21 protein-coding genes are annotated in these 25130 nt (G+C 43.3%); 6 read left to right on the top strand and 15 right to left on the bottom strand.

Annotated features, from left to right (window positions below):
- Positions 1–101 precede the first annotated feature (101 nt).
- The gene (locus tag AC5JP1_RS03230) at positions 102–785 is read right to left on the bottom strand and encodes a DUF421 domain-containing protein (RefSeq protein ID WP_493843101.1); all 684 of its coding nucleotides are present in this window, start codon (positions 783–785) and stop codon (positions 102–104) included.
- A gap of 381 nt (positions 786–1166) precedes the next feature.
- Here AC5JP1_RS03230 and AC5JP1_RS03225 point away from each other — a divergent pair, with 381 nt between their 5' ends.
- On the top strand, positions 1167–2084 hold the full coding sequence (locus AC5JP1_RS03225; protein ID WP_493843100.1) for a DMT family transporter: 918 nt from the start codon (positions 1167–1169) through the stop codon (positions 2082–2084).
- A gap of 229 nt (positions 2085–2313) precedes the next feature.
- Complete coding sequence (locus AC5JP1_RS03220) at positions 2314–2805, top strand: lactoylglutathione lyase family protein (RefSeq protein WP_493843099.1); 492 nt, start codon at positions 2314–2316, stop codon at positions 2803–2805.
- 131 nt (positions 2806–2936) lie between these two features.
- Here the strand turns inward: AC5JP1_RS03220 and AC5JP1_RS03215 are convergent, their stop codons facing one another.
- The gene (locus AC5JP1_RS03215) at positions 2937–3350 is read right to left on the bottom strand and encodes an organic hydroperoxide resistance protein (RefSeq protein ID WP_443527081.1); all 414 of its coding nucleotides are present in this window, start codon (positions 3348–3350) and stop codon (positions 2937–2939) included.
- A gap of 166 nt (positions 3351–3516) precedes the next feature.
- Between AC5JP1_RS03215 and AC5JP1_RS03210 the strand changes: the two genes are divergently transcribed.
- Both AC5JP1_RS03210 and AC5JP1_RS03205 read left to right on the top strand, forming a co-directional pair.
- Positions 3517–4368 carry an AraC family transcriptional regulator gene (locus AC5JP1_RS03210; protein WP_493843098.1) on the top strand — a complete coding sequence of 284 codons (852 nt, stop codon included), beginning with the start codon at positions 3517–3519 and terminating at the stop codon, positions 4366–4368.
- Positions 4369–4616: 248 nt separating this feature from the next.
- Entirely contained in the window at positions 4617–4946 is a 330-nt protein-coding gene (locus AC5JP1_RS03205) for a hypothetical protein (RefSeq protein WP_319052290.1), read from the top strand.
- 80 nt (positions 4947–5026) lie between these two features.
- Here AC5JP1_RS03205 and hrpA read toward each other — a convergent pair whose 3' ends face one another.
- From hrpA to AC5JP1_RS03175, 6 genes are all read right to left on the bottom strand, one after another.
- Complete coding sequence (gene hrpA, locus AC5JP1_RS03200) at positions 5027–9169, bottom strand: ATP-dependent RNA helicase HrpA (RefSeq protein ID WP_493844422.1); 4143 nt, start codon at positions 9167–9169, stop codon at positions 5027–5029.
- A 303-nt stretch (positions 9170–9472) separates the two neighbouring features.
- Positions 9473–9802: a hypothetical protein gene (locus AC5JP1_RS03195; RefSeq protein WP_493843097.1), complete on the bottom strand. Its 330-nt coding sequence runs from the start codon at positions 9800–9802 to the stop codon at positions 9473–9475.
- Between the two features lies 1 nt (position 9803).
- Entirely contained in the window at positions 9804–10397 is a 594-nt protein-coding gene (locus AC5JP1_RS03190; RefSeq protein ID WP_493843096.1) for a DUF1543 domain-containing protein, read from the bottom strand.
- 87 nt (positions 10398–10484) lie between these two features.
- Positions 10485–11267 (bottom strand): metallophosphoesterase family protein, encoded by a 783-nt coding sequence (locus tag AC5JP1_RS03185; protein WP_493843095.1) that lies wholly within the window; start codon positions 11265–11267, stop codon positions 10485–10487.
- Between the two features lie 4 nt (positions 11268–11271).
- Entirely contained in the window at positions 11272–12285 is a 1014-nt protein-coding gene (locus AC5JP1_RS03180; RefSeq protein WP_493843094.1) for an alpha/beta fold hydrolase, read from the bottom strand.
- A 350-nt stretch (positions 12286–12635) separates the two neighbouring features.
- A complete protein-coding gene (locus tag AC5JP1_RS03175; RefSeq protein ID WP_493843093.1) occupies positions 12636–14057 on the bottom strand; it encodes an SLC13 family permease in 1422 nt (473 codons plus the stop codon).
- Positions 14058–14443: 386 nt separating this feature from the next.
- On the opposite strand from AC5JP1_RS03175, the gene AC5JP1_RS03170 reads away from it, so the two are divergent.
- Positions 14444–14596: a hypothetical protein gene (locus AC5JP1_RS03170; protein ID WP_319052297.1), complete on the top strand. Its 153-nt coding sequence runs from the start codon at positions 14444–14446 to the stop codon at positions 14594–14596.
- A 483-nt stretch (positions 14597–15079) separates the two neighbouring features.
- Here AC5JP1_RS03170 and AC5JP1_RS03165 read toward each other — a convergent pair whose 3' ends face one another.
- The gene (locus tag AC5JP1_RS03165; RefSeq protein ID WP_319052298.1) at positions 15080–15889 is read right to left on the bottom strand and encodes an enoyl-ACP reductase FabI; all 810 of its coding nucleotides are present in this window, start codon (positions 15887–15889) and stop codon (positions 15080–15082) included.
- A 540-nt stretch (positions 15890–16429) separates the two neighbouring features.
- On the opposite strand from AC5JP1_RS03165, the gene folE reads away from it, so the two are divergent.
- Positions 16430–17026: a GTP cyclohydrolase I FolE gene (gene folE / locus AC5JP1_RS03160; protein WP_493843092.1), complete on the top strand. Its 597-nt coding sequence runs from the start codon at positions 16430–16432 to the stop codon at positions 17024–17026.
- A gap of 86 nt (positions 17027–17112) precedes the next feature.
- Here the strand turns inward: folE and msrB are convergent, their stop codons facing one another.
- The 6 genes from msrB to gloB form a co-directional block, all read right to left on the bottom strand.
- Positions 17113–18327 carry a peptide-methionine (R)-S-oxide reductase MsrB gene (gene msrB, locus AC5JP1_RS03155; protein ID WP_443527072.1) on the bottom strand — a complete coding sequence of 405 codons (1215 nt, stop codon included), beginning with the start codon at positions 18325–18327 and terminating at the stop codon, positions 17113–17115.
- 317 nt (positions 18328–18644) lie between these two features.
- The gene (locus tag AC5JP1_RS03150; RefSeq protein ID WP_443527071.1) at positions 18645–19949 is read right to left on the bottom strand and encodes an iron-containing alcohol dehydrogenase; all 1305 of its coding nucleotides are present in this window, start codon (positions 19947–19949) and stop codon (positions 18645–18647) included.
- A gap of 309 nt (positions 19950–20258) precedes the next feature.
- The gene (locus tag AC5JP1_RS03145) at positions 20259–21944 is read right to left on the bottom strand and encodes an ABC transporter ATP-binding protein (RefSeq protein WP_493843091.1); all 1686 of its coding nucleotides are present in this window, start codon (positions 21942–21944) and stop codon (positions 20259–20261) included.
- 1 nt (position 21945) lies between these two features.
- Complete coding sequence (locus tag AC5JP1_RS03140) at positions 21946–22971, bottom strand: ABC transporter permease (protein WP_493844421.1); 1026 nt, start codon at positions 22969–22971, stop codon at positions 21946–21948.
- Between the two features lie 86 nt (positions 22972–23057).
- On the bottom strand, positions 23058–24128 hold the full coding sequence (gene yejB / locus AC5JP1_RS03135; RefSeq protein WP_493843090.1) for a microcin C ABC transporter permease YejB: 1071 nt from the start codon (positions 24126–24128) through the stop codon (positions 23058–23060).
- A 107-nt stretch (positions 24129–24235) separates the two neighbouring features.
- Complete coding sequence (gene gloB / locus AC5JP1_RS03130; RefSeq protein WP_493843089.1) at positions 24236–25015, bottom strand: hydroxyacylglutathione hydrolase; 780 nt, start codon at positions 25013–25015, stop codon at positions 24236–24238.
- Between the last annotated feature and the right edge of the window lie 115 nt (positions 25016–25130).

Here is a 25130-nt window from a genome sequence, read left to right as displayed (position 1 = left end):
ACACTTACAGGAGCAACTTAGTTTATGAGCTACCTGGCTTCAGAGTCATAAGCTATCGTGCTGTCTTACATCATTGTATATAAGACAGCACGGTATACTCATTATTTGACGATCTTGTTATTTAGCGCCTTAGCCCAGTTGTTACAGTTATCCTCACAACGCGGACAGCACTGATTATGCTCTGAGAGATAGTCGATGTAGCCACAGTACATACAAGCATAGTAAACCCCCTCTTCTACTTCTTCGACTGCCTGATACTGTTTAGGGAACAACGGCATACCGTAATCTGTTTTTTCAGCGGTGTGCAATAAAATACTAAAATTGCCGTCAGCTTCGAGCAGACCAACACGAACTTGCCCTAAATGCTCAACCCCTTGCTGGCGCATCTCAGCAAAAAACTCATCATGTGACATCTCACCTTGCTTAATTTTATCAAGTACCAACATGCCATTTTCTACAATATAAAGTGATCTTCCCTCCAACAGGTCTTCAAAAGGCTGGAACTTCATCATCGCCCAGGTGCAAAACCTGTAGAGGGAGATGACCGTACCCATGATCAATACCGCCTGAATAATAGGCAGATCTTCGGTGAACATGGGATCGCCTGCAATAGAGCCTAGCGATAGAATAATGGTCAGCTCAAAGATAGAGAGCTGACGAACGCCGCGCTTGCCTGTGAATCGCAAGAACGTAATAATCAATACAAACATGACAGTGACACGTATTAAAATTTCAACGGCAAACAACCAAGTGGTGTCATGAATAAAAATACTTGCCCAATCCATACTACTACTTCCTATTTATTTATCTGGTTTATTGTGTTTAATGCTTGTTTTGCTAATGGTTCATTTGATGCAAAATAGATTACCTCTATACTCCAAACCTTATCGTTAATACAACTATCGTTATTCTCATTTAACAAAGATTTTTTGTCACAAGTACGACAAAATATCTAACCTTATAAACCCACTGTCGCTCTAATTTTTATCTTTTTCATTATTACTTCTACTAATAAATAAGCTATCGTTATAGCGACATACCTAAGAAATCAAAGCCAGAAGTTAAAACCAAAAACTAGAAATCAAGACTATAGGCCAAAAATTAAGATAAAAACAAAACACAATGCTTGTCTATTTAGACACACTTACTCATTTTAGGAATCATCTTTGAAAGCCACTATTTATACCATCATTGCGTTAATTGCCTTTGCCGCAAACTCTCTTTTTTGCCGAATGGCATTGGCAGAGGGTTATATCGACGCTTGGAGCTTTACGATTATTCGCCTACTAAGTGCGGCTGTGTGCTTAGTTTTTATTATGGCGATTCACGCTTACCGTCTAAAGCGTCAATCTCGCACGACTGACAGCGCCGCCACTGATGCAATTTTGAATGATAAAGGCAGCTGGCTCAGTAGCATCAGCTTGGTTGTTTATGCATTGTGCTTCTCGATTGCCTATGTAGAGCTTGATACAGGCACTGGAGCATTGATTTTGTTTTCAGCAGTACAGCTTACGATGATTGGCTGGGGTATCTACCAAAAAGAGACGCTGAGTACATTGCAGTGGCTAGCATTTATCATTGCCGTAGCAGGGTTTGTCTATCTGATGCTGCCATCAGCCGCTATCCCCTCACCCTTGGCTGCATCACTGATGGCGATGAGCGGTGCAGCTTGGGGAGTATACAGCATACGCGGCAAATCGTGTGTCTCACCACTGCGAGCGACAGGATTTAACTTTGTACGAAGTTTGGTAGCCGTTCCCATATTACTGTTGGTGGGCATGATGTATTTGGACGATATGGGTTTATCGAATATTGAGATGCAAAGCATCACGAGTGAAGGAATACTGCTGGCCTGTGCATCAGGAGCGATCGCTTCTGGTCTGGGTTACAGTATTTGGTATAGCGCGATGCCATTATTGAAGAATACACAAGCGGCTATTGTTCAGCTGTGTGTACCTGTGATTGCAGCGGTGCTAGGTGTGGTATTTTTGTCTGAGCAGCTCACTATGCCATTTATTATTGCAAGCGTCGTGATTTTGGGCGCCGTCTTAGTATTTATTTTGAATAAAAGAGCGCCTGTTTAGACCATGCTGATTTACCAAAGTGTTAGCCCATCTTACGAGTCATCTATATTTTAGACAGAGCCTTTACTCACTATCGCATTGAAATATATAAATTATTTATACCTGACACCTTACAGTTCATTGCAATATGCCTGTGTTTTTACAACGCAGTGGTATTCCTCATGGTGCTATTTTTAAACAGCACAAGGATGTTTGCCCACTGAGTCATACCCACATAGGAGTACAAGTAATGAGTAATGTTTATCCTAGAAGTTTTTCGCATGTTGGTCTGTCAGTCCCTGATATAGACAAGGCCGTCAAGTTTTATACTGAAGTCATGGGTTGGTATACTATCGTAGCCCCTACCAAAATCGTAGAAGATGATAGTCCTGTCGGTCAGATGTGTACAGAAATATTTGGCGAGGGATGGAGTCATCTCCATATAGCGCATCTGTCTACTGCTGACCGAGTCGGTGTAGAGCTTTTTCAATTCAAAAACCAAGAAGATCCCGAAAATAATTTTGAATACTGGAAAACAGGTATTTTTCATTTTTGTGTTCAAGATCCGAATCTTGAGGAGCTTGTAGAGAGCATCATCGCTGCCGGTGGCAAAAAACGTATGAAACAACCCCGTTATTACTATCCAGGCGAAAAACCTTACCGCATGATTTATATGGAAGATCCATTTGGTAATATCGTTGAGATATACAGTCATAGCTATGAGCTCACTTATAGTCTATAGACCAAGTCATTTGATATATATCAGACAAGCGAAAACCGCCCCGATTTGTATAAATCGGGGCGGTTTTTATATGAGCTATTACTTTTGCCAAATGGCTACTAGAGGCCAATCAAAGCCAACATAAAACACCGTTAGACAACAGTAACTTCTAAGCGAGTCTCAACGTTGCCACGCGTTGCATTAGAGTATGGACATACCTGATGCGTGGCTTCAATCAACTGCTGCGCCTGCGCTTCGTCGATACCTGACACTTCAACATACAACTCTACGTCCAAGTTGTAACTGCCATCTGCTTTCATACCGATACCTACTTGCGCAGAAGTTTTAGAAGAAGTAATAGGCAGTTTCATATGCTGCGCAGTCATGCTCAAAGCGCTGTCAAAACAAGCTGCATAACCCATAGCAAAAAGCTGTTCTGGGTTGACGCCTTCTTTGTCTTGCTCTTGAAAAGAAACCAAATCAAAGCCCAATGAGCCATCGTCTAGTCCAGTATGACCAGAACGTCCACCAGTAGCTGTCGCGCGAGTTTTATAAAATATTTTCATGATCAATAACTCCTTGTTTCATATTATTAGAGGTCGTGCTTACGCTGTTGCGATAAGACTATTATAGTGACGTCTGCTTATAGGCGTTAGAACAGACCTCTATAACTCTTGCCTAATCCTATAAATTTTCATAATATCAGGCAACAACCTAAAACAAGCTGCCACGATGAATCAGACAACGATAGATCAACTACTCAGAGTACTACCCAAAAACAAAACCATCGAATCAGCTGTAGCAGGATTGTTCTTTTATTGTGCTGATAGGCCGAGCAAAGCTGTCAGCTATATACAAGAGCCAAGCATATGTATTGTCTTACAAGGCGAGCGAGAGATTTATTTAGGAGCAGACTGCCAAAGGTTTGATAATAGCAACCTGATGTTTTGCCCAGTAAATATCCCGCTCAGCATGCATATCAAAAACGCTTCTATTGAAAACCCTGTCATTGTCTTATCCATGAAACTAGACCTAGCGATGATTAGAGATATTTTAGCGCAAATACCTGCTAACCAAACAATAGCAAGCGGTCACTCAGGCATAAAGTGGCAATTAGACGATACGATAATGGCGGCGTTTGAACGGTTGATAAACTTGCTTGATTATCCAAATGGTATCGGGTTTTTGGCATCTTTGATTCAGCAGGAGATATACTATCGCCTACTCTCAGCAGAACAAGGAAACAAGCTTAGGCAATTGGTCGTCGATGGCAGTCATACACATCGCATCGCCCAAGCTACTGACTGGATAAAGGCACATTTAAATCAACCTATCATGGTCGAGCATCTCGCCAGTCGATGCGGTATGAGCGTCTCGGGGTTTTATCAGCACTTTAAAGAGATAACCCAATTAAGCCCATTGCAATATCAAAAAAACCTGCGGTTGATGGAGGCAAGGCGTCTGATTAAGAGGCACGGAGCACAAATATCACAGATCGCCATGCAAGTAGGTTATGAAAGCCCTAGCCAGTTTAGCCGAGAATATAAGCGACTGTTCGGTGTGAATCCGAGCAGTGATTTATAGTTATTATGCTATCTTTCAATAGTATAAGTTGTCCTACTTAGGCTATTTTATATCGTATCGTTCAAACCCCTTCTTCAGAAATGATCGTTTTTAAATTAAACAATTTATGGCGTATTTTAAATATATGGAAAAATTGTTTGACTTGCCTTTATATTCGTATTATAACATGTATTATATATTCAAATAAAAGAATATATAGACGTAAATAAATCTACGTTCATTAATAGATACGCTGGGGAGGAAATGACATGATTCGTTTAAGCTACACCCTCAAATGCTGGGCATTAGGTATCACTTATTTTTCAGTGTTTTACTTCTTGGTTGTCATGAGTGACCCCGGCTTTAGTAAATATCTATACATGTTAGCCCTAAGCACACTACTCTTCCCCATTGCCAAACGTGCAGTGGATGTAATGACAGATTTTTTTACCCCAGATATCGAGCTATTTAATGGTTTACTCCCATCCATCCTGATCAATGTGGTGATTTGGATACTGACACCATTTATCGTGGCATTTACCGCCATTGCGTTTATGCTCTATAGCATGGGAGTACTGACAGAAAGAATCAGTCATTAACTACCAATAAAAAAGAGGACTAGATTAGTAATGACTAATCTAGTCCTCTTTTTGGGTTTAATATATAAAGATACTCTATGCTAGCTTACCTTATCCCACATTTTGCTAAGACGTTTGGGTGATACCGCCATACGGGTTTTCATCGGCTGAGCAAATAGCTGGATCCGATACTCCTCCACCATCCAGCGATACTCACTGATGGCTTCCTTGTCCGCACGTCCTGCTAATCGTTCCATATGCAAGTCTAGCGCGTAGACACCATCAAGATCGGCGTCTAAATTGTGCTCTAAACGCTCAAGGCGAATCTCTAGCGCTTCAAGATAACGCGGATACTGTTGCCAATGGCTATAATCCATACGGTAAACAAAATCAGCCAAATGTAAGTCTTCTAATTGATCTTCAATATCGTCGATAGACTCTCCAAACACCTCACGGTCTAGCATCAGTAGCCCCTGGCGAATGCGCTGCCAGCGCGTATAGACATTTTTGAGCGTTTTGATAACGCTTTGACCTGTCAATAAGAAATTACTCAGCACAACTTCGAGCGTCTGTGCATATTCTTCAGGGGTAAATGGTAGCTCCTCACTCAGACCCACTGCGATATCATCAGCGCTCTCTGGTAGGTTTTCGCTATGGTCAAACAGGACATAGTGCTCTTCGAGTGCGGCATCCAATGTGGCATCAATAACGATTGTTTTTAGTTTTTCCATATCACCCAGCGGTGCAAATGCCAGTTTGAATATTTTATCTACTTGACTGGTCAGCTGTTTTTTCTTCGCACCAAGCTTCCCTTTGATCAAGGTTAATACGCCGATACGATGCGCTTGTAGTGCTGCATTGACATCGGTGTACTGGTGAATGGATACTGCCCCTCCTGCCTCATCAGCAACGAGCGCAGCAAACTGCTTCATGACCACGCCTGCGCTATGATGGTTTTTGCTAAAGGCAAAATGTTCAGGGAAGTCAGTATGCGCACCTTGTTGCTCATTAACCGCTTGGCTAGTCTCGGAAGCATGGCGAATCTGCAACGTTTGCAGATCACGACCTTTTTCGATGATACGGTTCTTGTCATCAACCACACAAATTTGTGGTTGCAAATAACGATCAATCGTAGAGGGGCTAAAACTCTCCGGCGTCACAGACATAATACCGCGGCGATTGAGCGCTTGGCACAGTTGTTTTAATAACCCTTGTCCGCCTTGTTGCTGCAACTCGTCAAATAGGCTATCTGCGGTATCAGGTATCGGGACGATCTGGCGACGGATATCTTTTGGTAATGATTTGAGCAACTGTAGCACCAACTCATAGCGCCATCCTGGCACACCCCATAGCAATTCAATCGCATCGAGCTGTGGTAATGCGGCAAGCGGTACGCGTATGGTCACGCCATCATCATCGCTTGCTGGATCAAAGATATAACGCAGCGGCAGTTTTAGATCACCCAGCTTCCATACTTCTGGGAAGTCGCCCGTGGTTGGTGCTTGGCTAGTGAGTACATCCTCGTCAGTAAAAAACAGATACTTGTTGTCGTTTTTCTCTACCTCTGCCCGCCAGTCTTCAAATGTTTTGCGGCTGGCAACATACTCAGGAATCTTTTTGTCATAGAACTGATAGAGCGTTTCTTCATCAACCAATAAATCACGGCGACGTAGCTTGTCTTCGATGCGCTCAACATGAGCAACTTTGTCCATATTATGCTGCAAAAATGGCGCATTGCGACCGAAATTACCAGTCACAAGGCCATCACGAATGAATATCTCTCGTGACTCGACCAAGTTTACTTGCTCGTAATTGGTGAGCTGCTTACTGATAATAATCAAGCCAAATAAACTAATCTGCGCGTACGCTTTGACTCGTCCTGTCTTTTTGGACCAATGCGGCTCAAAGTAATGATATTTGAGTAGGTCTCCTGCCGCCGAGGTAATCCATTCGGGTTCAATTTTGGCAACGGTACGCATAAACACTTGGGAGGTTTCGACCATCTCAAATGCCATAACCCAAGGCGGTATCTGTTTAAATACCGTACTGGCTGGGAATATCTTGGCTTTTTGCTGGCGCGCCGCCAAATACTCACCGCGACTTTCAGTTTTGTGCGCGATAATAGACAACAAACCTGTCAATAAGGCTCTATGCAAATTGGCATATTTGACAGCTTTTAACGCTTCGTCTTCGATCGCTGTTGGGTCATTCTTGGCAACATTTTTATCCGATATTTGTGAGTCATTGACATCGGTTAACTTAAGCTCAGTGACCATTTGTACCAATTGACGATGCGTCTGGTGCCATTCGCGTACACGAGGGAAACTTAGATAGTTCTTTTTTGCAAACTGCTTACGCTGATTACCGGACAGTTTATTGCCGTCTTCGTCTTTTTCAAACAGTGCCTTCCACAGACTTAGATAGAATAAAAAGTCAGAGTCGTCTTGACGGAAGACCGCATGTTTTTGATCGGCTTGCGTGCGCTTATTAGCAGGACGCTCACGTGGATCTTGTACCGCAAGCGCAGCAACCACGATGAGCATTTCACGAATACAATCAAAGTCAGAACCAGCCACTAGCATACGTGCCAGCCTTGGATCGATTGGCATACGTGCCATTTTCTGACCTGTTGCTGTTAGGCGAAGATGATCGAGCCCTTTTTGACGCTTTGATGATTTGTTTTTATCTTGCGTAGTATCTTGTTTGGATGTGATGGCGCCCAGTTCATCAAGCAGCTTGTGACCATCAGTGACCAATCGACTATCAGGTGGCTCAATAAAATCAAAGTTGTCAACACTACCCAAACGCAGGTTTGCCATCTGCAATATCACAGAGGCTAGATTGGTACGTAAGATCTCAGGCTCAGTAAATTCAGGACGACCACTAAAGTCCTCCTCAGAATATAGGCGAATACAAACCCCTGGCGCGACACGGCCACAACGACCTTTACGCTGGTTGGCTGCCGCTTGCGAAATTGCTTCAATCGGTAGACGTTGTACGCGTGAGCGATATGAGTAACGCGAAATACGCGCAAATCCCAAGTCGATTACATATCGAATACCCGGTACCGTCAACGCCGTCTCAGCGACGTTGGTCGCGATGACAATACGTCGACCTCGACCTGACGGCTGAAAGATACGCTGCTGCTCTTCGTAGGTCTGCCGTGCAAACAGTGGCAACACTTCGGTATGGCGTGGACCGTGGCGCTCAAGCACTTCTTGTGTTTCGCGAATCTCTGCCTCAGTCGCGGCAAATATCAATATATCTGCTTGGTCAGCATGACCTTTACTCTGCGCATCGCTAAAACACTCCTCGACAGCAGCAACCACCGCACGCGGTAGATTTTCTTCAAAATCATCATAGCTGTCGTCTTCTGAGCTATTTACTGGTTCATCGGTCAGTGGACGATAGCGCACCTCTACTGGAAAGCTGCGTCCTTCAACATTGAAGATAGGCGCAGGCACTTGCCGTTTGAGCTTAGCATCATAACGGCTAAAGTACTCACTAAAGCGCTTGGTATCAAGGGTCGCTGAGGTAATAATTACTTTTAAATCTGGACGTTTGGGTAGCATCTTTTTGAGATAACCCATGATAAAGTCGATATTTAAGCTACGCTCATGTGCTTCATCAATGATAATCGTATCGTATTTACTCAAAAAACGATCATGACCCAGCTCAGCGAGCAAAATACCATCAGTCATTAGCTTAACGACAGATTGCGCTGATCCTTGCTCGTTGAAGCGAATCTTGAAACTGACCGTATTGCCTAGCTGCTCTCCGAGCTCTTCTGCAATACGGTTTGCGACGCTACGCGCGGCCAAGCGTCTTGGCTGCGTGTGCCCTATCTGTCCAGTAATACCGCGTCCTGCTAGCATGGCAAGCTTAGGTAATTGCGTTGTTTTACCAGAACCTGTCTCACCCGCCACGATAATGACTTGATTGTCGATGATGGCTTGTACCAGATCTTCTGCACGTTGACTTACTGGCAGATCAAGATTTAACTTAGCGGGCAAATCGCTTGGAATACTGTCGATGCGGGCTTGTACTGCTGCTTGAGAGCGCGTTTTTATCTTATCGTATTGGGCACGCTTCTTAGTCAGCACATCGTCTTGATTGTTTTTTTGCTCAGAATCATGATTGGATTTTTTATTTTTAGACACGGCGGCACGCGTCAGCTCCCGTTCAAGACGGTTTAAATAGTAATTATCTTTAGCAAGTACAGGTAGGTCGGCTAATGGTTCCACCGCTCTTTTTGTATCTTCAATTTCATTTGTACTAGGAGTGCTTAAATTGTTTTTCTCGGAAGTATCTGGCATATTTGCTTAGGCTATTTATTATTAATAAGTGATTAGATTATGGAGGCAAATAGCAGGCGATTCAAGTGAGTCCTGTATTGATTACACACCTGAAATTCACACTATAACTATGCGCGATAGAACGCCTGTCTTAGCTGTGATAAAAGTATCGACGCACGTAGCTGAGATAGCATGGATATAAACATTAGATTGCACATACTTAAAGCCGCAGAGAAGGATCAGCTAGTAACATTAATCACTATTGGGATAGGCTTTGGTATAAATAATCTGTTGACTGGTAGCAGCACCCTCGAAAAAGGCATGTATTTTTTGTAATGACAGTCTAGGAAAAGGCAGATGTAGCGACAGTATCAGTTTTTCAAACCCAACCATCTCATTAGCCAACTCTCTCGCTACGTCAGGACAAATCTGCGGGTTTTCATAAAGGTTGTCAATTAGCCACGTCAATCGTGGAAATTTTGCGTTATTATGAATTTGATAAAGTATGGGCAGTAGGTCATCAGATATCTGGCAGCGCGCTTTGCGGATTAGACCACTTTTGTAGTGCATATTTAAAGACATATTATGACAACTTCCTTAGATTCTTGATACTCAAGTATCCCACATACTCTTTATCTTCTCCAATCTCAATATTGTCCTCCCCTATCTCAGCGATAGGCTCGATCAACAGCTGAACATTTGAGATCAGATCATTCACGTTATAGATATCATCTATATCCACTTCAAACTTATCATCGATATGAGAGGCGGCATCGAGAGGTGAATCGATACCTGTGAAGGTGAACTGTTTATAAAAATCGCTTTGTTTAGCCTGCTTAATCGCTTGTGCCTGACTGGTGGCGACAACAAGCAATTTATAATGAAACTCTTCAAAACTGCCCCGCTGATAACCGCCCAAATTGATAAAGAACAGCTTTAGGTCGGCCTCTGTACTGACTTGCTCACCTGACTCAAGCAGTTTGATCGTGTAACCATCAACCTTAGTAATCGCTCGATACGAATCAATATGCCATTTATTTTTGACCTCTGACCAATGTTGGTTGATATCTGCTACCAGTCCACTGACCTGATTGGCGACACCAAAAAACATGTCGTGCTGCTCTATCAGACGCCCTTTGGGACGACCACCAAGTTGAACCATATATAGAGTGAGCATGTAACACCGTCCTTATAATAATTTAATGGTAGATCATGGTTGGTGGCTTTAGTCATTTCGGCTAGCAATAATGCTGAGTCTTCCACACTACAATACTCGCCCAGTATTTAAAGCAAACGCCCAGTCTTCGCGTCCATTTTTGGAGGCCAGTGTAGCTGCTTTTTTATGATCATAAGCCACCTTGATATGCTCAGTTTGCCAACGTTTACCTTGTTGAGTATCAATGGATGTTATAAGAGCATAGTTAGCATAAGGTGAATAGGTCTGCATTTTATGGATGATAGGCAAATCATCTTCGTAAGCGGGGTAACCGACGCTACCACAATTAATAACTGTTTGACCTGATGATAATACTACTGTTCGTGGAATATGGGTATGACCACAGACAATGACCGCACTATCGACACCATCAAGCAGTGATGAAATAGAGGCATCATCACGTACTACTGGCTGCCCTGTTTTAATATCTTCTAGTAAATACATCATGTCATCGGTTGGTGAGCCGTGGCATAGGTAGACATCCTTACTTAAATGATAATCGAACGGCAAAAACCGCATCCATTCAATCGCATCTTTAGATAATTCTGTGACAATAAAACTCAACGTTGAATTGCTAACAATTTCTGCTGTCGTTGCTTCATAAATCTGCCTATCCTGATTACCTCGTATGGTAATAATGTCTTCTTGATGTTCCATTAACAGCTCATAGGTAGCCTGAGGCGCTATTGGCCCATATAAAATATCACCAAGATTTACGATCTGATCAGCACCGCGTTGTTTGATATCAGCAAGCACTGCCTCCAAAGCAAAGACATTACTATGAATGTCTGAAATCGCAGCGATGGTTGTTGTTTTTATTATCTTGTTCATGTCTCTACTCATTCATCAAAAATTGCTTCACAACATCAACAGTTGCTATCGGATTTTCTTCATGCGGTACATGACCCAAATCATCAAACACCACAAGCTGACTGTTACGTATATCCCTGTGAAATAATGCCGCGTTTTCTACAGGTATGAGGTTATCTTTTGCACCCCATAATATCAATGTCGGTATATCCAACTGCTTGATTTGTTCTTGATGACTATCACTATCGGTTTCTTTTAGACGACGAGTCAAGGCTTGCCGATTGCCTTGGCGTAGTGTCAATTCATAGTATCTATCAACTAAGTCATCGTCGACCTTACTCTCATCTGCATACACGCTCACGACGCTTTTTTCGACGACACTTCTGGGCAAGATATAATTTAAAATAGGCGCTATTGCAGGATAGCCTGCAACCTTAAAGCCAATAGGAATATGTTTGGGTGCTGCTGGATAACCCACTGAATCCACTAATATGAGCCGTCCTATACGCTCAGGATACAAGGCTGCGGTACGCCAAGCAATTTTACCGCCCAGCGAATTGCCTGCTAGAATGACACGGTCTATATCCAAGCGATCAAGCACTTGGATGACAAATTCAGCATAACGCTCACTGCTATATTGTATGCTTTGGTCAATATAAGGACCTGTTAGACCAAATCCTGGTAAATCCATACTCACAACACAGTATTGATTAGAAAGCGCCTCTGTCCAGCCACTCCACGTATGCAAGCTTGCTGATGTTCCATGTAACAAAACAATGGTGCTAGTAGAAGTGGTATCAGGAGAGGTATCAGCCCCTGCGTCTATTGATGCTGTTCTACGGTTTGCATGACATATACCGGATTGCGTCACATGTGCCTGCGTACCTTGTATGTCTATAAATTCACTATTAGGTTGCTGCCAACGCTTTAGCTCAGTAACAGTACGGTCTGGTGCCCAATATAATGCTATGAGTGCTACTAGCACAACAACTATAGCCAAGATAAGAAAGACCGTTATTTTTAATAAATACTGTGTCATGTGATCAAGTCCATTTAATAATATGACATTAAGTTAGGGCGTTTTTTCTAAGTATTTTTTTAAGTATTCTTTCGAGTATTATCCCTAGGTATAATCCTAAGTGTTGTTCTTAAGTATTATTCTTAAGTACTGTTTTTAGATATCGATTGACGATCAGTTGCGACTGACTACAACTGACGTACATCATCAATGTTTATCCAACTGCTACTCACTATGGGTATAAGAGCAAATTATAGTAGTTTAGCGTTATGTAGCATAACAAGTCATAAAAAAACCCAATGCTTAAGTCGGCCTTAAACATCGGGTTTGATTTGTCACCAGTACGTATGACTGGGTTTTTGGCTACTTAACTATAGCAAGAAAAAATATGCCCAGAAGCCAATAATAATGGTCGCAATAATATTCAATATAATACCAGTGCGCACCATCTCTGTCTGCTTAATTAAACCCGTACCGAATACAATAGCATTTGGCGGCGTGGCAACTGGCAGCATAAAGGCGCACGACGCACCGATACCAATGACCAATACCAGCACTTCATGTGGCAAGCCCATTTGCTCTGCAATCGCTGCAAATACAGGTACTAGGAGCGCCGCCGATGCCGTATTGGAAGCAAACTCCGTCAAGAAAATAATGAATGCAGATACCGCTATCATAACAACCAACAGCGGTGCAGCAGACAGTGCACTTGCCACGGTCTCACCCAGCACCAATGACGCACCTGATACTTTTAAGATAGTCGATAGCGCAATACCGCCACCGAACAGCATGAGTACACCCCAATCGGTATTGTCTGATACTTGTTTCCAAGACACCAGTCCTAAACTCACTACCGCCACCGCGGCTGCCAGTGCAATAATGGCATCCGTATCCGTAATATCGAAAGCCGCCCCAATTTTCTTAGAAAAAATCCAGCTCAGTGCCGTGATGATGAAGACAATAATAGTGGCGATACGTGGCTTATTCCAAGCAATGGGCTCATCTTCGGCGAGCACGACTTTGCGATTGAGATTGGGTTTTAAGAATACATACATGGCACCCAGTAATAGCGGTAGCAGTACCAGCATCATAGGGATACCAAACTTCATCCAATCAACAAATGCAATATCTAGCGCTTTTGCCGCAATCGCATTCGGCGGGGAGCCGACAATTGTACCTAGTCCGCCAAGGCTGGCTGAGTAAGCAATACCTAACAATACAAAGACAAACGTTCCTCGGTCTTTTTCACGATCGACCTGTGTCAAAATACCTAAAGCTAGCGGTAGCATCATCGCTGCTGTAGCTGTGTTCGATATCCACATGGATAAGAACGCAGTCACACCAAATATCAAAAATACAGCGGTACTGAGCTTGCCACCGGACATCGATAAAATCTTGAGGGCTATTTTTTTGTCTAGCTGCTGTACGTGTAACGCGGCTGCCAATGCAAAGCCACCAAAAAACAGATAAATAGTGGGACTAGCAAAGCTCTGCAACCCAATCTCAGCATCGAAATCTGGTATACCAACCAATGCGCCTACCACGACTACTAGCAGCGCTGTAATAGTGACGTGCACAGCTTCTGTGAGCCATAACGCTCCAATAAAAAACAGTACGGCAAGACCCTTATTTGCATTGATATCGAATGGCAATACATTGTAGATAACCATTGCAATAATCGCCGCAATGGCGACAACGATCAACCCCTTACCCGTACCCTTTGGAAAACTATCGGTAAATAAATATTCATTGCCATCATTAGGCAGATGGCTGTCCAGTTTTTGCTCTGACATAAAATGTCCTTATTGAATCAAAGACGGTATAAAAAACCCAATATAAAGACGCATTTTTCTTACTAGCGACTCTCTTCTCATTACCTTAAATGCAAACTTTAATTAAGGTAAAATTCCCTACACATGCTACTAATATATATTTTTAATTATTATCTATATCTAATATAGATAATAATTAAAGCGGTTACCTCTGGTAACGTATTCTGTCTAAAATTGGCACTAATGGTTGGTTACACATCGTCACTAAACAAGCGTATATTTTATATGTACAACGTAGCATTGGTCTTTCATACTAGATGAGTTAAACATTACCTACGTCATAACTGGTACAGGCTTGGCGTAAGTTTTCCTATTGGAAACCAAATAAAAATAAACTGGAGCACTTTATGACAGACTCAAATAAAACCGATGCAACGACTAAAATGGCACCAAAGGACATCAACCAAGATGGCTTAGCCAAAGAAGATCAGCAACGTACTGATGATTCTATGCTCGATATGATGCAAGGTATGCATGAACACGAAGACCACAAAGAGTAAGACAAAGAATAGTGTTTTAGGGCAGGCCAATTCTAAATATAGTCGCTTGCTTATGTAACACAAACAGTAAACATAATAAGCGTTTATCATTTTGATAAGCGCTTTTTTAATGTTGACCGTTTTTTAACAGAGATATAAAAACTGATTTTTGCACAAGCTTTGTTGTCCTACGACTGTGGTCAGAACGACCAGAGGATCACAGTCAACATTAGTAAATCACACCCTACTAGACTAGCACCAAAAAAACAATACCCGATAATAGTATAAGAATCCGATGCTACCTTAATAATAAGATGGTGCGGGAGTCAGTCGACAACACAACTGCGTGGCCTAGCGAACAACAATGATAGTATAAGCAAAAAAGACAACCTATCGGCTGTCTTTTTATATCACTGAACGAATTATTTTAACAACCGTTATGCATGCTAGTCACGCTGCTGAGTGAACAGACATGACTCTCACTCACAAACAGTGTGTAACCCATTACTTTGCTGGTTCATCAAGCATCATCAGCTGTTCGCTGATAGCAACGGTATTAAACCCTGCATCTACAAACATAATCTCGCCCGTGATACCAGATGCCCACGGCGATAGTAAGAATAATGCTGCATTACCTACTTCGGTCTGGGTGATATTGCGTTGCAGTGGTGCAATCTTTTCGCTGACATCAAGCATTTTGCGGAATGACTTAATACCGCTAGCCGCAAGCGTACGGATAGGACCAGCTGAGATTGCATTCACACGAATACCTTCACCGCCCATAGACGTCGCTAAGTAACGCACGCTAGCTTCGAGACTGGCTTTTGCCATACCCATGACATTGTAGTTTGGCAACACTGAAATACTGCCTTCGTAAGTCAAGGTCAACATAGAGCCATGGCGCATCGCTAACAACTCACGAGCGGCCTTTGCCAATGCAACAAAGCTATAGCTTGAGATATCATGCGCAATATGGCTGCCTTCACGTGTGGTAGCACTGACAAAATCGCCATCTAGCTGATCCATCGGCGCAAAACCAATCGCATGTACGACGCCATCGATACCATCACCCCAGTGGGCAGTCACTTGCTCAAAACAAGCAGCGATTGAGTCATCAGAAGCAACATCACACTCTAGCACCAAATCTGCTTCGAACTTTTCGGCAGCCATATCGACGCGTTTTTTAATTTTGTCGTTTGGATAAGTCAAAATCAAAGATGCACCTTCGCGGTGCAACGCTTCTGCGATAGCCCAAGCGATAGAGAGTTTACTTGCGATGCCAGTTACGACAAATCGTTGTCCTTGCAGTAGCATAAGATTTCCTTTTGAATCAATCGAGATGATTTAGAATAAAAATTTATTTAGAGTAATTAGAATATTGAGACTACTAAATAGTACAAATGAAAAGATGAGTTATTATACACGAATTCATTTAAGTAAACAGTCGTAAACTGTATTTGATTCTTGTCTGTAGATTCGCTAATACAACCAGCTAATCAAATAAAAATGCCTAACAGCGATTTATTAATTCAAGCAATGTCATCAACGAACGCTGTTTGCGAGTCATTGAAGTGCATTTTAGCATTGGCGCCTCACAATAAAACGCGTGAACGTTAATATTTAGCTTATTGTTTGTCAAAATCGTACTTCAAATACTAACGCTGCACTGTTGCGATTAAGTACCAAACACTTCCTTATTGATTAAAGACTCAACCGCTCGCCACAGCAGTATGAAGTTCAGCAGATTTCGAGTATAATCACAGCCCTTCCCAGCTTGCACAATTTTTATAAGAGTCCTCACATGATAGGACTCAGCGTTAAGCTACACCCACATTTTGGATGGCTGCCAAACTTATGAGTAACACCCCAATAACAACTCCAGATTATAAAGAAAGTACCGAATCTTATCGCCAACTGATTGGATCGACTGGCGAGGACTTGGATCGTCCGGGTTTACTAGATACGCCTATACGTGCTGCAAAAGCCTTTGCTCACTTGACTCAAGGCTATCATCAAAGCATCGAGGAAGTGGTCAATGATGCTGTTTTTCCATCGACCAATCGTGAGCTAGTACTGGTGCAGAACATTGAGTTCTATTCATTGTGTGAGCATCATATGCTGCCGTTCCATGGTGTCGCTCATATCGGCTACCTACCTGATGGCCAGGTACTAGGGCTTTCGAAGTTTGCCCGTATTGTCGATATGTTTGCTCGCCGTCTACAAATACAAGAAAACCTGAGTGAGCAGATTGCACAAACTATCATGGATGTCACTGGCTGCCGCGGAGTGGCGGTCGTTATGGACGCATCACATATGTGCATGATGATGCGCGGCGTCAGCAAACAGCATTCGACTACGCGTAGTACGGCGATGCTTGGTGAATACAGTCACAATATCCAAGCTCGTAACGAGTTTTTGGGCGCTGTACCTAAACGTCAGCCTGCTTTCTAAATGCTGTGGATGATTTCACCTATTATAAATAGCAAAAAGGACGCATTTAGCGTCCTTTTTATTTGAGTAGATTATAAAAAACGGTACTAGCTCATTGGTCTAACTTCATCTATCCATTGACCGTAACCAGCGGCTTCCATCTGTGCGAGCGGAATAAAACGTAGTGCTGCTGAGTTCATGCAATATCGCTTACCTGTCGGTGCTGGACCATCATTGAATACATGACCGACATGCGAGTCCGCATAGCGGCTACGAATCTCAGTACGCGTCGAAAAAAGACCGCGATCTTCTTTTTCAACGACCAGCTCAGTATTTAATGGACGAGTAAAACTTGGCCAGCCCGTGCCAGATTTGTATTTGTCGCGTGAAGAGAACAATGGCTCACCAGATATCACATCGACATACAGTCCAGGTTCTTTATTATCCCAATATTCATTGTCAAAGGCGCGCTCAGTACCGTCTTTTTGAGTGACTTTATATTGAATATCAGTGAGCGATTTTTTTAACTCATCTTGTGCAGGTTTCACAAAGGTATCTGGATTGAACCCTGTGCTGACTGTACTGCTGATCGTTTGGCTAGATATCATTGGCTCTGCACTACTTGCAGTAGGTGCAAACTGGCTAAAATCTAGCTCATAGTCTTTGCCGTATACGCTTTCGATAAACTGGTATCGACCAGAATTGAACGTGTAAGCTTTATAGCGTATTGGGTTCTTTTTGTAATAATCCTGATGATACTCTTCAGCAGGATAAAACGTGCTCGTAGGTACAATCTCAATCACGACTGGTTTTTCGTATACCCCGGAATCTTGCAATGCTTGCTTGGCAGATTCTGCTATTTGCTTTTCTTGAGCATTGTTATAAAAAATCGCTGGGCGATACTGTGTACCACGATCGACATATTGTCCTTGATCGTCAGTGGGGTCAGCAATTCTCCATAATGCTTGCACTATACCGTTATATGTGATTTTTTTGGGATCATAGTATACTTGCGCCGCTTCTGTATGACCCGTACCCCCTGCTGATACTTCTTTATAGGTTGGGTTCTCGGTATTGCCTCCCGTGTAGCCAGATACCACTTCAACTACGCCTGGGATTTTTTCATAGCCTGCTTCAACACACCAAAAACACCCGCCAGCTACTGTGGCTACTGCCAGTCCTGGAGTAGTCGGTGCATAGGGATTAGCATCTGTTGTATTTTTTACAGTGGTGCTGTTCTCGGTAGATGCACAGCCTGCATAAAGCGCACTGCTCGCAATGACAATCAGTCCCATGATCTTAGAGGGCAATATGCGATTCATAAAAATCTCCTAAACGTAATGTTATTTAACTATCCTAACGCCTATGTGTCACCATAACATTCCTGTATTGTTACATATTACAATTTATTAAGTTATTTTTTATCAAATACGAATGAGTAGAAGATAAATTAAACAATAATATGATGATCATCTTGTATTTTAATCAATACAGTATATAAAAATTATGATCGATGTATAAAGAAAAACTAGATATTTGGCAGATCTTCTGATCACGTTATTGTCTCAAACGTATTAAAAAAGCCTATCCTCAAAAGAAGAATAGGCTCTTTATTTATCATAAGCGTGTTAGTAAAAAACTATGACACCTTTTGGATGTCTTCTTTTGCTTCATTGTCACTTGCCTGCTTAATTTTCGTTAATATCTCTTTGATTTCAGATGCTGAGAGATACGTCGGTACCGCATAGGTATCACTGACTTCTTTTGCAGCAGCTTTTGCAATGTCATCAAAATCACTGGTTTGCATACCACTAACGGTTGGGTCGATATTCAAGTCGGCAATCAGCTCTCTGACTTGTGCAATGAGATGGTTTGCTATTTCACTATCACCATTGCCTGCTTGACCATCTTGTACCATACCTGTTCTTTTTGCCAGTGCTGCCAGTCTCTTTTTACTTGCCTTGCGATTGACGTCAAGTACATAAGGCAACACGATGGCATTAGCGCGACCATGAGGAATACTATAATAAGCGCCTAACTGATGCGCGATAGCATGAACATAACCCAAACCTGCTTTGTTAAAAGCGATTCCACCATAATGGGCAGCGATCCCCATCTTCTCTCTAGCCTTTAGATTGCCGCCATCTTTATACACCAGTGGCAGATAATTCACAACAGATTTGACGGCAGAGGCTGCATAGTAGTCTGTCTCTACGCTTGCATTAGCGCTCATCCATGCTTCTAATGCATGTGTCAATACGTCAATGCCCGTGTCGGCTGTGATATGGGCTGGCATGCCTTTCATGATAACAGGGTCAATCGCAGCGGCGAGCGGCACCATTCTTGGGTCGATAGACAGGGCTTTTTGGTGTGTTTTGTCATCAGAGACGACCGCACCAAGCGTTGCTTCTGAACCAGTACCTGCTGTGGTCGGCACACAATATAGTGGTGCTGAAGGCTTTCTTGCTTTAAGAATGCCGATTAGTTTTTGAGGCTTGCACTTGTTGCCTTGAGACATCGCGATCATTTTGGCAGCATCAATCACTGAACCACCGCCAATAGCTAAGACAGCATCGCAATTGGCATCTATAGACTGACGCAGTCCTTCTTCAACAACCTTGAAGGTTGGATCTGGCGTAATACCATCATAAACATGATAACGAATATTTTTTGCATCTAGATAGTCAGTAATCTTTGCAGGTATACCAAGCTTATTTAGCACGGCATCAGTGACGATAAACACGTTGGTATTACCTTCATTTATGAGCATATCACACAGCTCGTCACAAGAAGACTCTCCAACAAATAACATCGGTCTTCTGATAGGTATCACATAAGAGACTGCTTTTAGTACTTTGGCACGTGTCTTAGCAACGGCCAAGTAGCCAGCATGCTGGAGTCCTGTGCTATTGACCAGCTTGGTCATACTGTTTTGTTTTTTCATGGGTACAAAAATCCTTTTCAATGATGATTTTAACCGCGATAACAACTGTGTGACCAGTTGATGGTGTTTGATTACTATTGGCAGAATAAATACTTATGCCTACAACAAAAAGGCTCAGCTAGAACTTAGTTAAAATTTGGTTAGCTCTGGCGACTGTTGAGAATAATTGTACCACTGCGCTTTTTGGTATGTCGCTATTATTATGAACTGCTATGTCCTGATTGCTAGCAGCTCGTTGCTCCAGGCTACTACTCTAAATTTCGATTTGGTAGATTCGCTCAACATTTCACTCAAAATAATACGTCTAGCTTAAATTGTACTCGCTTTTAGTAACTGCTGTGCATATGGGTGCTGTGGGTTGTTAAAAATATCCTCGGTATGTCCCGATTCCACGCACGTGCCTTGTTTTAGTACCATAATGTGCTGACATAGTGCGCGTACTACCTTTAGGTCATGGCTGATAAAGACGTAACTGACTTGCAGTTTTTCTTGAATTTCACGCAGTAGACTGACTACAGCGACTTGCGTGGTACTGTCTAGTGCAGAGGTAGGCTCATCCAATATGAGTAGACTTGGTTTCATGATGAGCGCGCGCGCCAATGCCACGCGTTGACGTTGTCCACCAGATAGCTCATGTGGATAGCGCTGCGCGAAGGATAAAGGCAGGTGTACTGTTGCTAGGCTCTCCATCACTGCTTGCTGACGAGTACCTTTATCCACGCCTTGTACCAACAGTCCCTCTTCCACGATCTGCATGACTGTCATGCGAGGATTGATACTAGCAAACGGGTCTTGAAACACCATCTGTATCTGCGAGCGGAACGTACGCAATGCACTCTTTGACAAAGCCGAGATATCTTGCCCATTGACCATTATCTGTCCATCGATATGTGCTTGATTACTGAGTAATTGACTGAGCGCGAGAGCAATGGTGGTTTTGCCAGAGCCAGACTCACCAACGATACCGAGTGCCTGTCCTTTTTGCAGGGTCATATCGACATTTTTGACCGCATCAAACCAGCGCTTGGTACTGCCGAATAGACTTTTTTCGATAGGGAACTGTACTTTGAGATCACTCACTTGTAGTACGTTCAAGCGTGTATCTGCGTTATCGCCCGTTAGCGTTAATGCTTGACCGAAGTCTTGCTGAATGAGCGTACGAGTATAGTCTGCTGCGGGCTGCTCAAATACAGTAGCGGTATGACCCTGCTCTATCGTTTGACCTTGACGCATGACGATAACCTCGTCGCTGTAGCGCCTGACCAAATTCAGATCATGGCTGATCAGTATCATTGCCATATTATGTTGGCGTTTGAGATCATCCAATAGTGTCAAAATCTCATGCTGCAAGGTCAAATCTAGTGCTGTGGTAGGTTCGTCAGCAATCAATATGTCAGGCTGCTGTGCTAGCGCCATAGCAATCATCACTCGTTGACGCTGACCACCTGAGAGTTCATGCGGATAGCGATTTAACTTATCAGCAGGATCGGTAATATTGACATCATTTAGCAGCGCGATGCTGGTGTCACGCCACTGCTTTTTGGGTACGCCGCTTAGACGTAAAGACTCCGCAATTTGCTTAGCGACTGTATGCAGCGGATTTAACGCTGTCATTGGTTCTTGGAATACCATGCCTATACGCTGCCCACGAATAGGACGTAGAGCTGCGTTACGTGCTTTGTCATTCGCTATAGGTAATTTGGACATGCCTGATGTACTTGCCAGCTGAACGGTACCATCAATAGTCAAGCTCTCTGGTAGCAGACCTAGGAGCGCTAGGCTGGCAATCGATTTGCCAGAGCCTGACTCACCAACGATCGCTAGAGTCTGCCCTTGTCGTAGCTCATAAGACAGCTTGTCTACTAAATTGATACCTGTAACGGTTGTGATCATCAACTGATCTACGCTCAGCACAAGCTTACCTTTCGTCTGATGAATGCCTTTTTCTGGCGTCTCTAATACGTCGTTTTTAGTAGCAATTATAGTATCAGTCATATCAAGAGCGCCTCGGATCAAATGCATCACGCAGTGCTTCGCCGACGAAGATGAGCAGTGACAAAATAAAAGTCAGACTAAAAAACCCTGATAAAGCCAGCCAAGGGGCATCAAGGTTGTTTTTTCCTTGCACCATAAGCTCCCCTAAAGATGGTGAACCAGGTGGCAACCCATATCCCAAAAAGTCCAGCGCGGTCAACGCAATGATATTGGCGGTTAAAATAAAAGGCAGCTGCGATAAGCTTGACGCGAGCGCATTGGGTAGAATATGTCTGAGCATGATTTGACTATCAGAAACGCCCAAATTGCGGGCGGCGCGTACATAGTCAAAGTTACGAGCGCGTAGGAACTCTGCCCGTACCAAACCTACCAGACCCATCCAGCCAAAAAGCAGCATCATAGCAAACAGCATGCTGATACTGGGACTAAACAGACTCACTAAGATAATAATCATGAAGAGCTGCGGCATACCGCCCCATACTTCCATGAATCGCTGTCCTGCCAGATCCACCCAGCCACCATAATAGCCCTGCACTGCACCTACGATAATACCAATCAAGGCACCAGCTAGGGTTAGCGCTAGACCAAACAATAACGACACTCGCAACCCATATAGTATCCGCGCCAGCACATCGCGCCCCATATCATCAGTACCTAGCCAGTTCTGCGCATTGGGCGCCGCGGGATAAGGCAGACCAAGCTCAACGTTGGGCGTCTGATCAGCAAACGGAATGGGCGGCATCACATAGTAACCTTGCTCATCGATTAGCGACTGCACTGCAGGGTCTTTATAATTGGTCTCAGTCTCGAACACACCGCCAAAAGTGGTTTCAGGATAGGCTTTTAAGACAGGGAAATAATAGTCATCTTGATACTTCACCAGCAGTGGTTTGTCATTGGCGATGACATTGGCCGCCATACAAATGACAAATATCACTGCAAAAACAAACAGCGATATCACGCCAAGCCGGTTTTGGCGAAAGCGCGTGAGCCTTGCTTGCCAAATAGGATTTAAGCGCTGTTTCATTGGTATAGATGGTTGCTCATGGGTTTGCAATTTATCTGGTTCACTATTACCAGTCTTACTCTTTAATGGAGATTGATTGCTTGACATTAGCGTCCCTCAAAATCAATGCGGGGATCGATCAAGTGATAGCTCAAATCACTAATCAACTGTAATAGCAGTCCCACCAACGTAAAGATAAACAGCGTACCAAATATCACTGGATAGTCGCGCTGCTGAATCGCTTCAAAACCTAACAAGCCCAAGCCATCCAATTTAAAAATAATCTCAATCAAAAAGTTACCCGCAAAGAAAATACCCACAATAGCAGCAGGAATACCAGCAATGATGATCAACATCGCGTTACGAAATACATGTCCGTATAGCACTTGACGCTCACCTAACCCCTTAGCGCGAGCAGTCAATACATACTGTTTGCCCAGCTCTTCTAAGAAGCTAAATTTGGTCAGATACGTTAATCCTGCAAATCCGCCCACTGTGCTTGCCAGCAGTGGTAGTGCCAGATGCCAAAAATAGTCTTTAACCTTACCAAGCGCGCTTAACTGATCAAAATTCTCAGACGTCAATCCTTGTAGCGGGAAAATATTCCAGTAGCTCCCCCCTGCAAAAAACACCAGTAAGATCACGGCAAACACAAACACAGGTATCGCATGCCCAATAGCAAGCAGCATGGCTGTGGCTTTATCAATACCTGAACCATGGTGCATGGCTTTATACACACCTAGTGGAATGGCAATCATATAAATAAGCAGTGTGCTCCATAGCCCAAGCGATATTGAGACTGGTAGCTTCTCTACAATAAGGTCAGTTACTGTTTGACCCTTAAAAAACGACTCCCCAAAGTCCAATTGAGCATAGTTTTTTAGCATTAACCAAAACCGCTCTGGTGCTGATTTATCAAAGCCATATTGAGCATTGATTGCAGCGACCATCTCCTCAGAGAGACCACGCGTACCTTGATAAGTACTGTCACTACCACCTGCACTACCCGCACCGATATTACCACTGAGCGCGCTGTCTTTTGCGCCTTGCTCAATAAGCGCCAGCTGCTGCTCAACAGGACCCCCAGGCGCCGCTTGTACAATGACAAAATTGGCAAGCAATATCAAAAATAGTGTCGGCAATATCAGCAGTAGTCTTTTTAAGATATAACGACCCATAATGGCGACTTCCTAGATGAGATAGAGAGAGATGGTAATAACGACAGCAGCGGATTATGTTGTGTTGAGTATAAGCAAGAAAGCAGTCGCCGCATCAAAAACGTGCTTTAAAAGTTGTTTTTTAGCTCGCGTAATGCCGCAAATACCGTTAAAGACTTCTCATCATCGATACTCGTTTTGGACTCAACCCCAGCAATGACACTTGGCTCTTGCGTACGCAAAAACACATTGACCGCGCGCTCATGCTCTAAGGTCACTGGTAGGGTTGGCACGCCTTGGGCAGTATTCGTCTCAGCCTGCGCGAGCGCTTGCTGCATTTGCTCATTGGCAGGCTCGATAGATAGCCCAAAGCGTAGATTACTAGCCGTATACTCGTGTGCAGGGTACAACAGCGTATCTTCAGACAGACCATTTAAGCGCTTAAAGCTATCATGCAATTGCTCAATGGTACCTGTAAATACACGACCGCAACCTGCACTAAATAGCGTGTCACCGCAAAAGCAATGTTTTTGCCCATCGATATCTAAGATATAAGCCATATGGCTAGCCGTATGCCCTGATACATCCCAAACCTGTGCTGAGCAGCCCCATGCACTTACTGTGCTACCATCTTTTATCGTTTGGTCTTCATCAACCCCATGCTCGCTATGCGCAACCAGATGGGTCATAGGATACGACTCTTGCAACGCTACAACGCCGCCGATATGATCATGATGATGGTGAGTGGTCCAAATCGAGGTCAGCTCCAGCTCATTTGTCTCCAAATAATCAATGACTGGTTCAGCTTGACCGGGATCAATGACGATTGCTTGTTTATTATTGTCATTAATTAACGTCCAAATATAGTTATCATTGAATGCTTTAATAGGGTGAATACGGATACTCATGTTAAATCCTTACCAATAGTTATTTTTGTTGCTCGTTATTTTTGAGTTATTTAATATCGATTTTATTCCATAACCGAAGCTTGCACATCTGACCATCAGTTATTGTAAGATCAGC

Source organism: Psychrobacter sp. H29 (assembly GCF_059073055.1).
This window is presented reverse-complemented; position numbering and strand designations above follow the sequence as displayed.

Excerpts from the sequence above, each read along its gene's own strand:
- AC5JP1_RS03230 (WP_493843101.1), bottom strand. The coding sequence starts at position 785 with ATGGATTGGGCAAGTATTTTTATTCATGACACCACTTGGTTGTTTGCC.
- AC5JP1_RS03220 (WP_493843099.1), top strand. The coding sequence starts at position 2,314 with ATGAGTAATGTTTATCCTAGAAGTTTTTCGCATGTTGGTCTGTCAGTC.
- AC5JP1_RS03215 (WP_443527081.1), bottom strand. The coding sequence starts at position 3,350 with ATGAAAATATTTTATAAAACTCGCGCGACAGCTACTGGTGGACGTTCT.
- AC5JP1_RS03210 (WP_493843098.1), top strand. The coding sequence starts at position 3,517 with ATGAATCAGACAACGATAGATCAACTACTCAGAGTACTACCCAAAAAC.
- AC5JP1_RS03205 (WP_319052290.1), top strand. The coding sequence starts at position 4,617 with ATGATTCGTTTAAGCTACACCCTCAAATGCTGGGCATTAGGTATCACT.
- AC5JP1_RS03195 (WP_493843097.1), bottom strand. The coding sequence starts at position 9,802 with ATGTCTTTAAATATGCACTACAAAAGTGGTCTAATCCGCAAAGCGCGC.
- AC5JP1_RS03190 (WP_493843096.1), bottom strand. The coding sequence starts at position 10,397 with ATGCTCACTCTATATATGGTTCAACTTGGTGGTCGTCCCAAAGGGCGT.
- AC5JP1_RS03185 (WP_493843095.1), bottom strand. The coding sequence starts at position 11,267 with ATGAACAAGATAATAAAAACAACAACCATCGCTGCGATTTCAGACATT.
- AC5JP1_RS03180 (WP_493843094.1), bottom strand. The coding sequence starts at position 12,285 with ATGACACAGTATTTATTAAAAATAACGGTCTTTCTTATCTTGGCTATA.
- AC5JP1_RS03175 (WP_493843093.1), bottom strand. The coding sequence starts at position 14,057 with ATGTCAGAGCAAAAACTGGACAGCCATCTGCCTAATGATGGCAATGAA.
- AC5JP1_RS03170 (WP_319052297.1), top strand. The coding sequence starts at position 14,444 with ATGACAGACTCAAATAAAACCGATGCAACGACTAAAATGGCACCAAAG.
- AC5JP1_RS03165 (WP_319052298.1), bottom strand. The coding sequence starts at position 15,889 with ATGCTACTGCAAGGACAACGATTTGTCGTAACTGGCATCGCAAGTAAA.
- folE (WP_493843092.1), top strand. The coding sequence starts at position 16,430 with ATGAGTAACACCCCAATAACAACTCCAGATTATAAAGAAAGTACCGAA.
- msrB (WP_443527072.1), bottom strand. The coding sequence starts at position 18,327 with ATGAATCGCATATTGCCCTCTAAGATCATGGGACTGATTGTCATTGCG.
- AC5JP1_RS03150 (WP_443527071.1), bottom strand. The coding sequence starts at position 19,949 with ATGAAAAAACAAAACAGTATGACCAAGCTGGTCAATAGCACAGGACTC.
- AC5JP1_RS03145 (WP_493843091.1), bottom strand. The coding sequence starts at position 21,944 with ATGACTGATACTATAATTGCTACTAAAAACGACGTATTAGAGACGCCA.
- AC5JP1_RS03140 (WP_493844421.1), bottom strand. The coding sequence starts at position 22,971 with ATGAAACAGCGCTTAAATCCTATTTGGCAAGCAAGGCTCACGCGCTTT.
- yejB (WP_493843090.1), bottom strand. The coding sequence starts at position 24,128 with ATGGGTCGTTATATCTTAAAAAGACTACTGCTGATATTGCCGACACTA.
- gloB (WP_493843089.1), bottom strand. The coding sequence starts at position 25,015 with ATGAGTATCCGTATTCACCCTATTAAAGCATTCAATGATAACTATATT.